Genomic DNA, 16,446 nt, shown 5'->3' on the forward strand with positions numbered 1-16,446 from the left:
CTGTAGACAAGGCGAGGCGTCCGCGATATTGTCGGAAATGACAATTTTAGAATCATTTACGCCATGCGACTGACGGTTCTCGCCCTCGACGGCGTGTTCGACACGGCGCTGTCCGCCGTGCTCGACGCCTTCACCACCGCGAACGAGCTGGCCGACATGCAGCAGCCGGGCGGCGGGCCGCGCTTCGAGATCGAGCTGCTCGGAATGCGGCGCGATGTGCGGACGGCCCTCGGCATGCGCGTGCCCGTCAAGCCCGCGAGCGCGATGACGACGCCCGACTGGCTGATCGTGCCCGCGCCCGGCACCAAGATGCCGGCGCAACTGCTGCCGGCGCTCGCGCGCCGCGACGTGATCGATGCGATGGACCTGCTCGCGCAAAGTCACGCGAGCGGCGTGAAGATCGCGGCGGCGTGCATCGGCACGTTCGTGCTGGCGGAGTCCGGCTTGCTCGACGGTCACGAGGCCACCACGAGCTGGTGGCTCGCGCCGCTGTTCCGGCAGCGCTATCCGGCGGTGCGCCTCGACAGTGCGCGCATGCTGGTGCCGTCGGGCACGTTCGCCACGGCGGGCGCCGCGATGGGGCATCTCGATCTCGCGCTCTGGCTGATGAATCAGACGAGCCCCGCGCTCGCGGCGACGGTGGCGCGCTATCTGCTGGTGGACGCGCGGCCTTCGCAGGCGCCTTACATGATTCCGGATCATCTCGCCCGGGCCGATCCGATGGTCGAGCGCTTCGAGCGCTGGGCCCGCGCGCGGCTCGCGCAGGGCTTTTCGCTCGACGCCGCGGCCCATGCGCTCGCGACGAGCACGCGCACGTTGCAGCGGCGCATCGAGGCCGTGCTCGGCAAGTCGCCGCTGTCGTATTTCCAGGATCTTCGTGTCGAGCGGGCGGTGCATCTGCTGCGCACGAGCCGGCTCGATATCGAGGCTATCGCGGCCGAGGTCGGCTATGTCGACGGCGCGACGCTGCGCACGTTGCTGCGCCGGCGGCTGGGGCGCGGTGTCAAGGAGATACGGGGCGGCGCAGGTGAAGCCTGACGTCGATGTCGCCCGCCGCGAGCGCGCGATGCCTCAGAACTTCTCCGCCCACGGCCGCAGCTCGATCTCCCACGTCCACGCGCTGCGATGCTGGCGCAGCACGTCCAGATAGGTTTGCGCGATCGCATCGGGGTCGAGCGTGCTGTCCGGCGCGTCCGGCGGATCGGCGCGGTGAGCGGCGCGCACGCTGCCGTCGATGACGAAATGCGCGACATGGATGCCCTTTGGCGCGAGTTCGCGCGCGGCGCTCTGCGCAAGGCCGCGCAACGCGAACTTGCCCATTGCGAACGGGGCGGACAGCGCGAAGCCCTTGACGCCGGCGGTCGCGCCCGTGAGCAGGATCGCGCCCTTGGCCGCGGGAATCATGCGTCGCGCCGCCTGCTGGACCGCATGGAATGCGCCGAACGCCGACACGGCGACGGCGCGCTCGACCTCTGCCGCATCGAGCTCGGCGATCGGGCCGCGCACGCGTCCGCTCGCGTTGTAGATCACGATTTCCGGCGCGCCGATGCGCGCCTCGGTCGTGGCGAAGAGCGCTTCCATTTCACCGGCATCGGCGGCATCGACGGGCAGCGCGATGGCGCCCGTCTCGTCGACCAGTGCCGACAGCTTGTCGACGTTGCGCGCAGCGATCACGACCGGAATGTTCTCCGCGCGCAGGCGCCGCGTGAGGGAGCCGCTGATGCCAGGGCCAGCACCAATGATGAGGGCATTGCGATAAGGAAGAGTGCTCATGGCTTCACGCTCGTATGGAGGGTGAAGCCGATCATAACCGTGCAATCAAATCGGCGCGCGATGCCCATCAAGGCTCGCTGATCGTGAACCAGAAATCGAACTTGTCGAAGAGCGCCAGCATGTCGCTGAACTTCTGCCGGTCTCCCTCGATCCTGACCTGACCGCTATCGGCGAGATTGCCGAGCTTGAGCTTGCCGAGTGCGATGTCGTCCAGGGTCGTTCGATCGAGCGTGATGGTCGCGTCGGCGTTTTGCAACGTCTTGCCCTTGCCGTAGTTCATCACGCCGTCCTCGACCGTCAGCGAGTAGTTTTCCTTGATGTCGGGGAATATGACGTTGAAGGCATAACGTTTGTCGCCGGCGCGCGGACCGTTGAGATGGATCGCGAGAAAGTCGAGGAACATTTCGGTCGTCATGCCGCGAATGATGTCGGGCGACGAGGTGTTCGGTGTCGCCATTTTCTTCACGCCGCCGCGCAACTCCTGCGCTCCGCTCAGATAGAAATTACGGGCTGGGCCGGATTCGGCCTGATATCCGAGCTGCTCGAGCGCATCCGCTTCGAGTTGTCTCGCGGCCTGATTGTTCGGCTGGGCAAACACGAGCTTGTTCGTGATCGTGGCGGCCCAACGGTAATCGCCCTTCGCGAACGCATCGCGTGCATTGGCGAGTATCTTGTCGGCGCCAATCAGTTCCACGTATTTCTTCGCCTCGTCCACTGGCGGCAGAGGATCGAAGTCGGCCGGGTTGCCGTCCCACCATCCAAGATAAAGCTGATAGGTCGCGCGGACGTTGTGCTTCAGATTGCCGTAGTAGCCCCGGTTATAGAACTCCTTCGCAAGTGAATCGGGCAGCACGAACTGCTCCGCGATTTCATGCATCGTGAGGCCCTGGTTCGCCATGCGCAGGGTCTGGTCGTTGATGTACTTGTACAGATCGCGCTGCTTCTTCAGATGCTCCACGACGCGATCGTTGCCCCACTGCGGCCAGTGGTGACTTCCGAACGATACCTGTGCGTCAGCGCCCCAGAGATCGATCGTCTGGTCGAGATAGTGCGCCCACTTCTGCGCGCTCCGCACTTTCGCACCGCGTAGCGTCAGGATGTTGTGCAGCGTGTGGTTGCCGTCCTCCGCCAGATCGATGGCCTTGAACTGAGGGAAATAGAACAGCATCTCCGCCGGCGCTTCGGTTCCGGGCGCCATCTGGAATACGACCTCGATACCGTCGATCGTCATCTTCTCGCCGGTCGTCTTGATGATCTTGCTCGGCTCGAACAGGGTGATCGAGCCTGCCGCCGTGGTCAGGCCGAGACCACCGCCGACATTGCCGCGCGGGTCCTTCGGCAAGAGGTTGCCGTACATGTACGATGCGCGCCGGCTCATGACGTTGCCGGCGAACACGTTCTCACTGACGGCTTCCTCCATGAACCCGTCGGGCGCGATCACGGGAATCTTGCCCGAGCGCACGTCTTTCTCGTCCACGATCCCCCGGATTCCCGCGAAGTGATCGACGTGACTGTGTGTGAAGATGACACCCGTGACCGGAAGCCGCTCGACCTTTTCATTGATGAGGTCATACGCAGCCTTCGCGGTCTCGGCGGAGGTCAATACGTCGACGACGACCCATCCCGTCTTTCCGCGAATGAAGGTAATGTTCGCGAGGTCGATGTTGCGAACCTGATAGATGCCATCGACGACCTTGAACAAGCCGTGCATCGCAAGGATCTGCGATTGCCGCCACAGGCTGGGATTCACGGTCGCGGGCGTTCCGGACGTCGATTTCAGAAAGTCGTATTGCGACAGATCGATCACGACGTTGCCGGCTTGTCCCTTGATCACTGGGCTGGGCAGATCGGCAATGAAGCCGCGACGTGCATCGTCGAAGTCGCGCTGATCGGTGAAGTTCAGGTAACCGCGAAGCTTGTCGTTCGCCTGTACCGTCGCGGCGGTGGCGCCCTTGGGCGCTTGAGCGAGCGCAACGGACGGCGCGGCCGAGGACGCCAGCAGGCAAAGTCCCGCGATGAGGGTTGCAACGCGCATCGATCACCTCCGAGGTTCGGAAAGCCGGGTGACATCACCCTTTTTACTTGGAGTCGCGACAACCGCGAGTCAGCGCGCAGCGAACTCTAGGTGCCGAAGGAATGCAGGAGCCTGTCAAGGTTTTGCGGTTGAACGTGGATGATCCCGCCCTGCGGACTGTCGATATCGGATATCAGCGCGAGCGACAAGGAGACGGTCACAGGAAGCACCGTGACGAGCCATCCCTTGCGACGCTTTCCCCGTGCGCCATAGCCCTGAACGGTGCAGGCGAAGAGCGCGATCACGATCATCAGAACCCATGCGCCCAGCGGAATGTGATTGATTCGGGCTGCCTCGGCGTAGTCCTGGGAATTCAGAACGTCGTTCATGCCCGCCACGACGAGGGCGCCAATCGGCGTCGGCTTTTCTTTCGCGACCTGCACGGCCAGCTTCCAAAGCTGAGACTCCAGATTCGCGGTCTCGCTATCGAGCCGAGCCAGCTCGCCGCGATCGCGAGTCCGGTAATGGGTGAGCCTCAGCTTCGCATAGGCAACCAGAGCGCTTTTCATGCGGGCATCGATGGGCGCATCCGCGAGATCCGCGCGTGCGTATTCAGTGCCTATCGCGTTCGCTTCCCCTTCTTCTAGCGCTTTGCGCTGATCGTAACGGTTGACCGCCATGGAAAGACAGAAGCCGATGAGAAGCGCGAGCAAGGTCAATGTCGCGGTCTGGACTACGTTGAAATCGTCCCGTTCCTCGTCGGGCAGTTCCCGCATGCGTCTCAGAACGAAGGCCCCGAACGTCACCGCGGCGACAAAGCATGCGAGCAGCACGACAAAGAGCACCGCCGGGTGAGCGATGAATGCGGCCATGCGACGGTCTCCAGGAAGCGAAACTGTTCATGCGCGCATTCAGCAATGGCTGAATGGGAACGTTTCGCAACCGATATCACGTCTCGCGCGAACTTACAAGCGCTTGCCGGAATGGTCCGGCACGTCGTGTCACTTCGCGAAGCCGGTGGAAGAGGAGGTGGAAGAAGAGGTGGAAGAAGAGGTGGAAGAGGGGATGAAAGAGGGGAGAAGGAAGCACTATTGTTCCTTCTCCGTTTTCGACGATGTTGCTTCAGACCTTCACGCCATGAAGAAGGCTGCCTACGGCGTCGAGCGACTTCGTGAGGTTCGTCAGATCGACCTTCGTGTACTGCGAAGCGTCGACCTGAGTCACCGGCGCGACGTTGATCTGCGGGCTGGCGAACGAGAAGCCGGTCACCGAGTTGGAGTTGATGCCGTTATTCTGGAAGATGCTCGCGCCGCCGACGATGGCGCCCATTTCAGCGCGGCCGAGTTCTTTGCTAACAGCGAGATTTTCGATTTTCAACATGATGTCTTTCCCGATGACTGGTTTGATTGAACGAGGTCTTACAGCTTCACGCCGCCGAGCAGGCTGCCGACCGCATCGAGCGACTTGGTGATGTTCTTCACGTCGACGTCGGTGTGGGTGGAGGCATCGACCTGAGTCACGGGCGCGATGTTGGTCTGCGGGCTGGCGAACGAGAAGCCGCCGTTGTAGTTGGAGTTGATGCCGTTGTTCTGGAAGATGCTCGCGCCGCCGACGATGGCGCCCATTTCGGCACGGTCGAGTTCTTTGCTAACGGCGAGGTTGTCGATCTTCAACATGATGGTTCTCCTGATGACTGGAATGGATGACTAAGGGATTAGAGCTTGACGCCGCCGAGCAGGCTGCCGACCGCATCGAGCGACTTGGTGATGTTCTTCACGTCGACGTCGGTGTGGGTGGAGGCATCGACCTGAGTCACGGGCGCGATGTTGGTCTGCGGGCTGGCGAAGGAGAAGCCGCCGTTGTAGTTGGAGTTGATGCCGTTGTTCTGGAAGATGCTCGAGCCGCCGACGATGGCGCCCATTTCGGCACGGTCGAGTTCTTTGCTGACGGTGAGGTTGTCGATTTTCAACATGATGGTTCTCCTGATGACTTGAATGGATGACTAAGGGATTAGAGCTTGACGCCGTCGAGCAGGCTGCCGACCGAAGTGAGCGACTTGGTGATGTTCTTCACGTCGACGTCGAGGTGCTGCGAGGCGTCCACTTGCGTGACGGGAGCGACGTTGGTCTGCGGGCTGGCGAAGGAGAAGCCGGCGTTGTAGTTGGAGTTGATGCCGTTGTTCTGGAAGATGCTCGCGCCGCCGACGATGGCGCCCATTTCGGCACGGTCGAGTTCTTTGCTAACGGCGAGGTTGTCGATCTTCAGCATGATGTAGCTCCTAAGACTTGGTTGGTTGGATGAGCACCAATCGTTGCGCTCGCAGCTACATATGCGAGGGCCGTGCCAAGCAGGGCTAGAAGATCTGTTCGGTTAAACCAAGTATTTGATTTGAAATGGGAATGGCGGGCCGTGACGCAAATTGGAACCGACTTTCGCAGCATTGATGGCAGACAACCTGTTGGTCGCCGAAATACAGAATCCTTGGATTTGTCGGGGACGGACGAACAGGATCGCATCGGGCAGAAACGCAGCGCCGAATGCACGCCGAAGTCGCGAGAGAACGCGACTCAAGCGTTGACCGTGCAAAAGGGAATTTTTAGGAATCGACAAAACCAGCCGATGATTCGATATCCGAACAATCGGCTATTCGATGCTGACGCTCATGCCGAGTGCAACCTGGGCGCGAGGTGTCGGAGTTGGAAAAGCGGGGAGAACGAGCGAGGACAGCCGGGACAAGAAGGGGAGAAGGCAACAGCGTTGTACCTTCTCCCTTCGAGGATGATGCGTTACACCTTCACGCCGTCGAGCAGGCTGCCGACCGAAGAGAGCGTCTTCGTGACATTCGTCAGATCGACATTCGTGTGCGTCGAAGCATCCACTTGCGTCACCGGCGCGACGTTGATCTGCGGGCTGGCGAACGAGAAGCCGCTGTTGAAGTTGGAGTTGATGCCGTTGTTCTGGAAGATGCTCGAGCCACCGACGATGGCGCCCATTTCGGCGCGGTCGAGTTCTTTGCTCACGGCGAGGTTGTCGATCTTCAGCATGATGTGTCTTATATGGACGTCTCCCGGTTTGCCAGGTGACATTCGCGTGTTTGGCGTGGCCAATCGGGCTGCAGACTTATATCCGGCCCTTTGTCGGACGGGACTTCTGTCCGCTGGCCCTGATGGAATTCGCCAGGGAAGGCCTCAGCTCCGGCAAGTCCTCTAAGGACAAGACATCATTCAGGCTTACTTCCCCGCGGTCCGATCCGCTTTGCCATCACGCGCACATCGTCCTGCGCAACCTATCGACGACCAATCTCCGTAGTAAGTTGAGGTTCTACGCGGTACATGCCGCATATTCCGGTTGGTACGCTCGAGCATGGGCAATCAACGCCCAGATCGTGCGCGCCATCTTGTTGGCCAGCGCCACAACCGCCACATTGAACGGTCGTCGCGCAAGCAAGCGCTGCTGTGACTCAGTGAGCCGCTTGCAACGAGCGAGTACTGAACGCGCGCCGTGGATCAACAAAGTGCGCAAGTACACGTCACCTCGTTTGCTGATGCCAAGCAATTTGACGCGTCCGCCCGTGCCGCTCTGGCGCGGCACCAGACCAAGAAATGCAGCGAATTCGCGTCCCGAACGAAACGTCTTTGCTTCACCCATGGTGGCAATCGCCGCCGTCGCCGTGAGCAGGCCCACTCCCGGAATCGCCGAGATGCGTTGGGCGGTCTCGTCCTCACGCCGCCACGCGGCCAGTCTGCGCTCGATCTGAACGATGTCCCGACTCAGCGTCTCGATGCGCTGCAACTGCTCGCGCAACGTATCGATCACCATGGTCGGCAAGGTGTCGGCCAATTCGCCCAACAGTTGCACGGCTTCGCTCATACCGCGCGCGCCTGCGTGCACGACCCCGCCGAACTCATACAACAGACCATGCACTTGATTGATCTGCATTTGTCGCATCTTGATCAATTGCTCACGCACCCGATGGAGCGTGAGCACGCCTTGCTGAGCTTCGCTCTTGACGGCAACAAAGCGCATCTCGGGGCGTTGCGCCGCCTCCCAGATCGCGTGTGCATCAGCCACATCGGTCTTGTTGCGCTTGACAAACGGTCGCACGAATGACGGCGCGATCAATCTGACCTGATGTCCCAATGCGCTCAGCTTGCGTGCCCAGAAATGCGCGCTGCCGCAAGCTTCCATGGCGATGAGCCCGGGTGCGCAGTTCGAGAAGAACCGCACGAGTTGATCGCGCTTGAGTTGCCGTCGTCCGATTTCACCCGTTTCCATGTCGACCCAGTGCACCTGAAAAACCCGCTTTGCCAAGTCCAAGCCAAATGTCGTAGTCTTCATTTCGAGCCCTCCTTACCCTCAGTGGTCGTTTCGACACTTCCACTTTGGCACTCCGATGCCGTCGGGTATAGCGAGGGCTCCGCCTTTTCCGCTGCCCTTCCTTCTCGACGTGGGAAGGGAGGCGTCCATTCCATCTCCTGGGACTGTGTGGGTTGGATGAGCACCAATCGTTGCGCTCGCATCTCCTTATGCGAGCGGCGTGCCAGGCGCATCTGAAAGGCCTGCCCGATTAGCCCAAGTCCTTGAAGAAAAAGGAAAAAAAGACGGCGTCGCCATTCACGCGCGATACGCCCACGGCGCCGGCCGGATCGATTCGTTGGATGCGGCAAGACAACGCCGCGAGACGTGTCGGTGCGAGCCCGACAACCCGGCTACATGAGCGCCATCGACTCCGTCATGTTCTGCCGCATGTAGTCGAGGAAGCGCTTCTGGAACAGCATCGTGTGCTCGTGGGCGAGCTTCTCGGCGGCATCGGCGTCCTGGCGCGCGATCGCGTCGATGATGTCGGCGTGGTCGCGGCCGAGCTTCGTCGCCGCCGGCGATGTCACTGTGTAATCGAAATGCAGATGCAGGAGCCGCTGCCCCTCGCCGAGCAGCCGCTCGTAATAGCCGATGAAATAGGGGTTGTTCGCCGCGTGGGCGATAGCCATGTGCAAGCCCTTGTTGGTCTCGGACATCGCGTTGAAGTCGCCGCTGTCGATCGCCTTCATGTAGGTGTCGTCGGCCTTGCGGATGCGGGCGAGATCGGCCTCGGTCCGGTACAGCGCCGCAAGACGCGTGACCGCGCGCTGAATGAGGTCCAGCGCCGAGATGTACTTGGGGAACTCCTCGATCTCGAAGGGCGTGACGAGCGTCGTGCGGTTCGGCAGGATCGTCACCAGCCCTTCGCTGATGAGTCGCGCGAGCGCATCGCGCACGGGCGAACGCGACAGGCCGAATTGCGCCGCGAGCGAGACTTCGTCGAGCGGAGCGCCCGGCTTGAGTTGCAGGGTAAGGATCTGCTTGCGCAGTTCTTCGTAGATATACCGTCCGCCATGCCGGCGGACACCGGCTTCGGTCTCCGCGGTCGCTTTGCTCATGTGTTCACCGCCGTCGTCGTAGGCCCGGAAAGACGGGCGCGCGTTCAAGTTTATCATCGTGCGCGCTCCGTCTCAGGCGGCGGAAAAGCCCGAGCCCCACGTATCGCTCAGCATGAAACCGGCGGCGAGCGGATCGTCCGGATCGACGCCGATCTGCTGGAATCCATATATCCACGCGCGCCCCGTGACGCGCGGAAGCACGGCGGGCCTGCCGGCGACTTCGGTCTTGCCCAGCAGTTCGATGGCGAATTCGCCGCCGATGGTCGAGCGCGATGTCAGCCGGCTGCCGACGTCGGCCAGTCCGCGCGCCGCCAAGGTCGCGAGATTGGCCGAGCTGCCGGTGCCGCACGGCGAGCGGTCTACGCGCCCCGGAGGCAGCGTCGTGCAGGTCTGATACAGCGCGTCGCCGAGCCGGTTGCGGAACATGACGTAAGCGACTTCATCGATCGCGGGATAAAGCGGATGCGCGACGCGAACCTGCCCGTTGATGACGTCCTTCAGCGCGACGCCCAGTTCCGCGAGCGCGCGCGCGTTGCCGGGCGCGATCGTGAGCCCGGTCTGATCGACATCGATGAGCGCGTAATACACGCCGCCGAACGCGATATCCACCTTGATCGTGCCGAACTGCTCAGTCTCGATCCCGACGTCCAGTTGCTCGACGAACGCGGGCACCATGTCGAGCGAGACGCTTGTGCAGCGTCCATCCTTGCAGGACGCGCGGGCGGTCACGAGCCCCGCAGGCGTATCGAGCACGACGGTCGTTTCAGGCTCGTGCATTTCCACCATGCCGAGTTCGAGCAAGGCCGTGACGACACAGATCGCGTTGCTGCCCGACATTGGATGCGCCTTGTCCGCCTGAAGCACGATGAAGCCCGCATGCGCTTCCGGTCTCGTCGGCGCAAGCAACAGATTGACCGACATCTGCAGACAGCCGCGCGGCTCCAATGTGACGAGACGGCGCAGACTGTCGTCCACTTCGTTGATGTAGTTCATCTTGTCGAGCATGGTCTCGCCCGGAATGCCGACGACGCCTGCCGTGATGACCTTGCCGATCTCGCCTTCGCAATGCACGTCGACGAGTTGAAGTGTTTTCTTCCAGCGCATGATGGTCCAGCCTTATTTGATGTACCAGCCCCACGGCTCGTCGCTGTCGTAGCGCGTGATCTGCTTGGTCTCGAGATAGTTGTTCAAGCCCCACTCGCCCAGTTCGCGGCCGATGCCGCTCTGCTTGTAGCCGCCCCACGGCGCTTCGGTGAACGTGGGCTGGCTGCAGTTGATCCACACGATGCCCGCGCGCAACGCCCGTGCAACGCGCTCGCATCGTGCGATATCGCGCGACATCACGGCTGCCGCGAGACCGAAGCGCGAATCGTTCGCCGAGCGCACGGCTTCGGCTTCGTCGTCGAAGGCACGAATGCACACGACCGGCCCGAAAATCTCTTCGTTCCAGATCCAGCTATCGGCGGGCACATCGGCGAAAACGACGGGCTCCATGAAGTAACCCTTGTGCAGATGAGCGGGCCGCTCGCCGCCGGTGACGAGGCGCGCGCCTTCGCTCACGCCGCGCTCCACGGCCTCGCGCACCTTGTCGAATTGTCCCTTGCTGACGATGGGTCCGAGCAGCACGCCGTCCTTCAATCCATTGCCGATGCTGATCCTGCGCGTTTCCTCCGTCAGCCGTTCGAGCAGACGATCGTGAATGCCGCGCTGCACGAGCACGCGCGACGTGGCCGAACACACTTCGCCCTGATTCCAGAAGATGCCGAACATGATCCATTCGACGGCCGCATCGATATCGCTGTCATCGAAGACAATGAACGGCGACTTGCCGCCCAGCTCGAGACTCACGTTCTTGATGTCGCGCGCGGCGGCCTGCATGATGCGGCTGCCGGTTGGCACGCTGCCCGTGAACGCGAGCTTGTCGATGCCGGGATGCTCGCTCAAGGGCGCGCCCGCGTCCTTGCCGAGTCCCGTCACGATATTGAGCACGCCCGGCGGCAGGTCCGCATTCGCGGCGATGTCGGCGAGTTCGAGCGCGGTGAGCGGCGTGAGCTCCGACGGCTTCAGCACCATCGTGCAGCCCGCGGCCAACGCCGGCGCGACCTTCCATGCGGCCATCAGCATCGGGAAATTCCACGGGATGATCGCGCCCGCGACGCCGACCGGCTCCTTGCGCGCGACCGAGGTGAAGCGGTCGTCGGAGAGTGCCACGGGCGTCTCCGCGTTGTCGTCGAGCTTTTCGGCGAGACCGGCATAGAACTCGAAGCAGCCCGCGGCGTCGCCCAGATCCCACAGCGCTTCGGGAAGCGGCTTGCCGTTGTCGCGCACCTCGATTTCGGCGAGTGCCTGAAGACGCTCGCGAATGCCCTTGCCGATACGGCGCAACACGGCGGCGCGCTCCGCACCGCGCATGCGCGGCCACGGACCTTCGTCGAAGGCTTTGCGCGCCGCTTTCACGGCGATGTCGATATCCTCGGACGTTGCCGCCGCGACGCTCGCGATGACTTCCTCATTGCTCGGATCGATGGTCTCGAAACGGCCATCGTGGACGGGCGCGACGAAGCGGCCGTCGATGAAAAGCTTGTCGTACGATTTCATGAATTCGTCTCGTCAGTCAGGAGAAGCGATAGGCGCTGAACGGCTCGAGGTTCTGTTTGGTCGCGCGGCCCGCGACCATGTCCGCGATCAGCCGTCCGGTGGTCGCGCCGAGGGTGAGGCCGAGCTGGCCATGACCGAACGCCATGTAGACGTTCTTCAATCTGCGCGAGCGGTCGATGATGGGCTTCGTATCAGGCAGGAACGGCCGATAGCCGACGCCGTATTCGACCTGCGATGTCCGCATCTCCGGCAACACGCGTTTCGCCTTCTCGAGGATGATGTCCGCGCGTCTGAAGTTGGGTTTCGCGCCGTGTCTCGCGAACTCGATCGTGCCGCCGATCTGCAGGCCGCGCGTCATCGGCGTGAAGCAGAAGCCGCCGTCCGCGTAGATGACCGAATGGCGAATCTCGACGCCCGGGTCCGAAACGACCGCCTGATAGCCCGCGATGCCCGCGAGCGGCACGTTCACGCCGAGCGACTCGAAGAAGTGCCGCGTGCCCGTTCCCGCCGCCACCACGACATGCCGCGCCGCGATGCGCTCGCCGTTCGCGAGCGTGACGCCGGTGGCCTGACCGTTCGCCTCGTCGATGCGGCGCGCTTCCGTCTGCACGCGACGCCCGCCCTGCGCGATGAAGCTATCGGTCAACGCGGCGATGAAGCCCATGGTGTCCTTCACGGCGCGCCAGTCGTCGAACATGAGGCCGTGCGAGAACTTGCCCGCGAGCGCCGGTTCGAGATCGCCAATATCCTTCGCATTCAGCCGCTGCACCCTGAAGCCGAGCGATTCGCGCAGTTGCAGATGCGGCTGCTCGTGCGTGAGTGCGGCGGGATCGTCGAAGACTTCGAGAATCGGGCGCTCGCCCATCAGCGTCTTGTCGCCGCATGCGTCGAGCAGCGGTGCATAGTCGGCGTAGACGTCGTGCGTGAGCGTGGCCATCGACTGCGCGATCTCGACGATCTTCGCGTGCCGCGCACACATGAGAAAGCGCAGGAACCACGGGATAATGCCAGGCAGCGCGCCGGGACGCAGCGCGAGCGGGCCTTTCTGATCCATCAGCCAGCCGGGTATCTTCATCAGGATGCCGGGCTTCGACAGCGGGATGATTTCGCTCACCGCCATCTGGCCGCAACTCCATTTCGCCGTGCTGTTGCCCGGCGCTTCGGGATCGATCAGCGTGACGGCATAGCCGCCGCGTTGCAGATAGAGCGCGCAGCATATGCCGACAATGCCGCCGCCGATCACCACGGCGGTTTCCTGGCTGGATGGAAGCGGATCGTGCGCGGAGACTTCGCGAGGAACGGCGTTCACTTCACATACTCCTGCAGGCTGAAACCATGAGCGTAGGGCTGCGCGTCGTCCACGTAGTATTCCGCGCGGCCCGTGAGAAAGGCGCGGCCTTCGACGCTGGGCAGAATGGCGTCGAGGCCATTGGTCAGCGTCGTCGCCGCTTCGACACGTCCGATGAAACTGCTTCCGATCAGGCTCTGATGACGAAAGGCCTGACCGATATCGAGCAGCCCGCGTGCGTGGCGTTGCGCGACACGCGCGGACGTGCCCGTGCCGCATGGCGAACGATCGATAAGACTATCGCCCGCGATGACGACCGCGCGCGCGTCGGCGTCATCCGATATTGGCGCGCCGGTCCACATCGTGTGATTCACGCCGCGTATGCCGGGATGGTCCGGATGAATCACGTCGATGGCCGCGTTCACCGCCGACTGCATCTGCCGGCCCCACGTGAGCAGCGCGTCCGGCGCGAAGTGCTCGCAGCCCGGGAAATTCGGCTGCACTTCGACGATCGGATAGAAGTTGCCGCCATACGCGATATCGACGGCTAGCTTGCCGAAATGCGGATGCGTGATCTCGACATCACGATGAAGCAGGAAGCTCGGCACGTTCGTGAAGCGCACCGACGACACGCGCTCGCCGTCCATTTGATACCTCGCGACGAGCTTGCCGGCGGGCACGTCGACGATGACCGTGCCCGGCGTCTTCGGCCGGATGAGCCCCGCTTCAATGGCGAAAGAGACGGAGCCGATAGACGCATGGCCGCACATTGGCAAACAACCCGATGTTTCGATGAAGAGCAGGCTCATGTCCGCGTCATCGGACATGGGCGGATAGAGCATCGTGCCGGACATGTGCGAATGCCCGCGCGGCTCCAGCATCAGCGCGCGGCGAATCCAGTCATGGTTTTCGATGAACGCCTTGCGGCGCGCTTCCATGGTCGCGCCCGCAAGCGGCGGCGCGCCATCGATCACCATGCGCACCGGCATGCCTTCAGTGTGTCCTTCGATGCTCTTGAAGTTGTGCTTGCTCATCCGGATGATCCGCTTGATTGAATGCGCCGGCGGAAAAGCGCCGCCGGCATCGCATCACTGCTGGGCCGCTTCGAACACCGCGCGGAACTCGGCCTTTTCTTCTGCGGTGAGCGGCTGCAAGGGCATGCGCGCCGTGCCCACCTTGAAGCCCGCGAGCTCGCAGCCGTACTTCACCTTCTGCACGAACTTGCCTGCTTCCATCGTCGCCATGACGGGGAAGAGCGAACGCATCACGTTTTGCGCGCCGCGGATATCGCCCGCTTCGAACTTGTCGTAGAAATCGACGACCTGCTTCACGAAGCAGTTCGCCGGCCCGCAGATCCAGCTCGACGCGCCCCACAGGAAGAAGTCGAGCGCCTGATCGTCGGAACCGCAGGAAAGCTGATAGTGATCCTTGTACTTCTCGCCGATCTCGATCGCGCGCAGCAGATTGCCGCTGCTTTCCTTGATGCCGACGACGCGCGGATTGTTCTTGAACGCTTCGAGCACTTCGAAGCCGACTTCGACGTTCGTGCGCACCGGGTAGTTGTACAGCACGAGGTCGACATCCGGCACGGCCTTGAGAATCGCCTCGTAATGGCCGATCAGTTCCTGTTGCGACGGCAGCGCATAGTACGGCGGCGCGATGAGCACGTTCTTGTAGCCCGCGTCGCGCACGAGTTGCGTCTGTTCGATGACTTCGCGCGTGCACGATCCGTTCGCGCCGCCGATAAGCGTGCCGCGATCGCCGACCACTTCGCGCACGGTTTTAAGGATCGCGCGGCGCTCGTCGTGCGTGAGCGCGTAGTACTCGCCCGTCGAGCCGAGCGGCACGAAGCCCTTGACGCCCGCCTTGAGCTGGAACTCGAGGATGTTCGCGAGCGTGTCGTGATCGACCGCGCCGGAAGCGTTGAACGGCGTGACGAGTGCGGGAAGAATGCCTTTCATCTGCATGAGTTGCTCCACTGAACGATGAGTCGTTGATTGAGGTTAGTAGGCAAAGCGCCTGAGCAAACGCGTTTCGACCACGCCGACGAGACGCGTGAGCGGAAAAGCGACGAGGAAGTAAATGATCGCGACCGTCGTCAGAAACTCGATCGGCTTCGCGGTGCTGTTCGAGATGTTCTGTCCGACGAACATCAGATCCGCGACACCCACCGACGAGATGAGCGCGCTTTCCTTGAACAGACTGACGACGTTCGAGAGCAGCGGTGGAATCGAACGCAGCAGCGCTTGCGGGAAGATCACGTAGAGGATCTTCGCGCGCGGCGAGAGACTCAGTGCGATGCAAGCGTCGTGCTGCTCGCCGGAGATCGATTTCAGCGCGCCGCGGAACGTTTCGCTCGTGATCGCCGCCATGTAGAGCGTCAGCGAAATCACGACGGACACATACGGCGGAATCGGAATGCGAAACACGACCGGGAAGCAGAAGAAGACCCAGAAGAGCTGGATCAGGAGCGGCGTGCCGCGAAAGAACTCCACATACAGCGTAGTCGCGGCCTTCATCCAGCGCGAGGGCGACATGCGCAAGAGGCTCAGCACGAAGCCCGCGAGGCTGCCGATCACGGCGCAACTGCTGGTGAAGGCGATCGTCAGCGCGAGTCCCTTGAGCAGCACGAGCCAGTAGGGCAATACGGCGGAAAAGTCGAGATGCATGTTCGTCTCCTCAACGCTGGACCGCGAGGTCTTGCCGGCGCTCGATCACATGGACGAGCTTTGCGATCGGCAGGGACAGCGCGAAGTAAATCAGCGCGACGACGGTGTAGGTTTCGAGCGGCCGATACGCTTCGGTCGCGAGACTCTTGCCGACATACATCAGGTCCGCAACGGCGACGATGGCGACGAGCGCGCTTTGCTGCAAGCTGCCGATGCCGTTGGTCATGAGCACGGGCATCGCACTGCGCAGCGCTTGCGGCAGCACCACGTACACGGTGCGTTGCCACGGCTTGAGGCCGAGGGCGACGCAGGCGTCGAGATGCTCCTTCGGCACGGCCTGAACGCCCGCGCGATACGCTTCGGCGTTGAAGGCCGTGAGATTCAGCCCGAGCGCGAGCACGCCCATCGTGATCGGATCGATGAAGACATCGACCAGCATCGGGATGCAGTAGAAGAACCACACGATCTGCAGGAGCGCCGGCGTGCAGCGGAAGAACTCGATGAACAGTTGCGCCGGCCAGCGCACGAACGTCCAGCGGCTCATCGCGAGCAGGCAGAGCAAGAAGCCGAGCACGAGGCCCATGAGGTTCGACGCGACGGCCAGCTCGATCGTGACCCTGAGACCATCCAGCAAGGCGCTGAAGCTGCCTTCGAGAAAGCGGAAATCGAAGTGATAGTTCATGTTCG

Annotated in this window: 18 protein-coding genes; 1 reads left to right on the top strand and 17 read right to left on the bottom strand. The window is 62.4% G+C overall.

Going from position 1 to position 16,446, the window contains the following annotated elements:
- Nucleotides 1-63 precede the first annotated feature (63 nt).
- Complete coding sequence (locus tag AC1Z32_RS35760; RefSeq protein WP_483483589.1) at nt 64-1,038, top strand: GlxA family transcriptional regulator; 975 nt, start codon at nt 64-66, stop codon at nt 1,036-1,038.
- A 33-nt stretch (nt 1,039-1,071) separates the two neighbouring features.
- Here AC1Z32_RS35760 and AC1Z32_RS35765 read toward each other — a convergent pair whose 3' ends face one another.
- From AC1Z32_RS35765 to AC1Z32_RS35845, 17 genes are all read right to left on the bottom strand, one after another.
- Nucleotides 1,072-1,773 (bottom strand): SDR family NAD(P)-dependent oxidoreductase, encoded by a 702-nt coding sequence (locus AC1Z32_RS35765; protein WP_483483590.1) that lies wholly within the window; start codon nt 1,771-1,773, stop codon nt 1,072-1,074.
- A gap of 67 nt (nt 1,774-1,840) precedes the next feature.
- Nucleotides 1,841-3,808: an alkyl/aryl-sulfatase gene (locus AC1Z32_RS35770; RefSeq protein ID WP_483483591.1), complete on the bottom strand. Its 1,968-nt coding sequence runs from the start codon at nt 3,806-3,808 to the stop codon at nt 1,841-1,843.
- 86 nt (nt 3,809-3,894) lie between these two features.
- Nucleotides 3,895-4,659 carry a bestrophin-like domain gene (locus AC1Z32_RS35775; RefSeq protein WP_483483592.1) on the bottom strand — a complete coding sequence of 255 codons (765 nt, stop codon included), beginning with the start codon at nt 4,657-4,659 and terminating at the stop codon, nt 3,895-3,897.
- Between the two features lie 250 nt (nt 4,660-4,909).
- Nucleotides 4,910-5,167 (bottom strand): hypothetical protein, encoded by a 258-nt coding sequence (locus AC1Z32_RS35780; protein WP_483483593.1) that lies wholly within the window; start codon nt 5,165-5,167, stop codon nt 4,910-4,912.
- A gap of 38 nt (nt 5,168-5,205) precedes the next feature.
- Complete coding sequence (locus AC1Z32_RS35785) at nt 5,206-5,463, bottom strand: hypothetical protein (protein WP_483483594.1); 258 nt, start codon at nt 5,461-5,463, stop codon at nt 5,206-5,208.
- A gap of 38 nt (nt 5,464-5,501) precedes the next feature.
- The gene (locus tag AC1Z32_RS35790) at nt 5,502-5,759 is read right to left on the bottom strand and encodes a hypothetical protein (RefSeq protein WP_483483595.1); all 258 of its coding nucleotides are present in this window, start codon (nt 5,757-5,759) and stop codon (nt 5,502-5,504) included.
- A gap of 38 nt (nt 5,760-5,797) precedes the next feature.
- Nucleotides 5,798-6,055: a hypothetical protein gene (locus AC1Z32_RS35795; protein WP_483483596.1), complete on the bottom strand. Its 258-nt coding sequence runs from the start codon at nt 6,053-6,055 to the stop codon at nt 5,798-5,800.
- Nucleotides 6,056-6,573: 518 nt separating this feature from the next.
- Nucleotides 6,574-6,831, bottom strand: coding sequence for a hypothetical protein (locus AC1Z32_RS35800; RefSeq protein ID WP_062612402.1), 258 nt, complete (start codon nt 6,829-6,831; stop codon nt 6,574-6,576).
- Nucleotides 6,832-7,108: 277 nt separating this feature from the next.
- Entirely contained in the window at nt 7,109-8,125 is a 1,017-nt protein-coding gene (locus tag AC1Z32_RS35805; RefSeq protein WP_483483597.1) for an IS110 family RNA-guided transposase, read from the bottom strand.
- 371 nt (nt 8,126-8,496) lie between these two features.
- Entirely contained in the window at nt 8,497-9,204 is a 708-nt protein-coding gene (locus tag AC1Z32_RS35810; RefSeq protein ID WP_062612425.1) for a GntR family transcriptional regulator, read from the bottom strand.
- 72 nt (nt 9,205-9,276) lie between these two features.
- A complete protein-coding gene (locus tag AC1Z32_RS35815; RefSeq protein ID WP_483483598.1) occupies nt 9,277-10,308 on the bottom strand; it encodes a proline racemase family protein in 1,032 nt (343 codons plus the stop codon).
- Nucleotides 10,309-10,320: 12 nt separating this feature from the next.
- A complete protein-coding gene (locus AC1Z32_RS35820; protein WP_483483599.1) occupies nt 10,321-11,802 on the bottom strand; it encodes an aldehyde dehydrogenase family protein in 1,482 nt (493 codons plus the stop codon).
- 16 nt (nt 11,803-11,818) lie between these two features.
- Nucleotides 11,819-13,111 carry an NAD(P)/FAD-dependent oxidoreductase gene (locus AC1Z32_RS35825; RefSeq protein WP_483483600.1) on the bottom strand — a complete coding sequence of 431 codons (1,293 nt, stop codon included), beginning with the start codon at nt 13,109-13,111 and terminating at the stop codon, nt 11,819-11,821.
- The gene (locus AC1Z32_RS35830; protein ID WP_483483601.1) at nt 13,108-14,124 is read right to left on the bottom strand and encodes a 4-hydroxyproline epimerase; all 1,017 of its coding nucleotides are present in this window, start codon (nt 14,122-14,124) and stop codon (nt 13,108-13,110) included. The genes AC1Z32_RS35825 and AC1Z32_RS35830 overlap by 4 nt, the downstream gene beginning before the upstream one ends.
- A 54-nt stretch (nt 14,125-14,178) precedes the next feature.
- Entirely contained in the window at nt 14,179-15,057 is an 879-nt protein-coding gene (dapA, locus tag AC1Z32_RS35835; protein ID WP_483483602.1) for a 4-hydroxy-tetrahydrodipicolinate synthase, read from the bottom strand.
- Between the two features lie 36 nt (nt 15,058-15,093).
- Nucleotides 15,094-15,759 (bottom strand): amino acid ABC transporter permease, encoded by a 666-nt coding sequence (locus AC1Z32_RS35840; protein WP_483483603.1) that lies wholly within the window; start codon nt 15,757-15,759, stop codon nt 15,094-15,096.
- Between the two features lie 10 nt (nt 15,760-15,769).
- Nucleotides 15,770-16,441: an amino acid ABC transporter permease gene (locus AC1Z32_RS35845; RefSeq protein WP_483483604.1), complete on the bottom strand. Its 672-nt coding sequence runs from the start codon at nt 16,439-16,441 to the stop codon at nt 15,770-15,772.
- Nucleotides 16,442-16,446 lie beyond the last annotated feature (5 nt).

The organism is Caballeronia sp. 11_S32 (assembly GCF_056930355.1).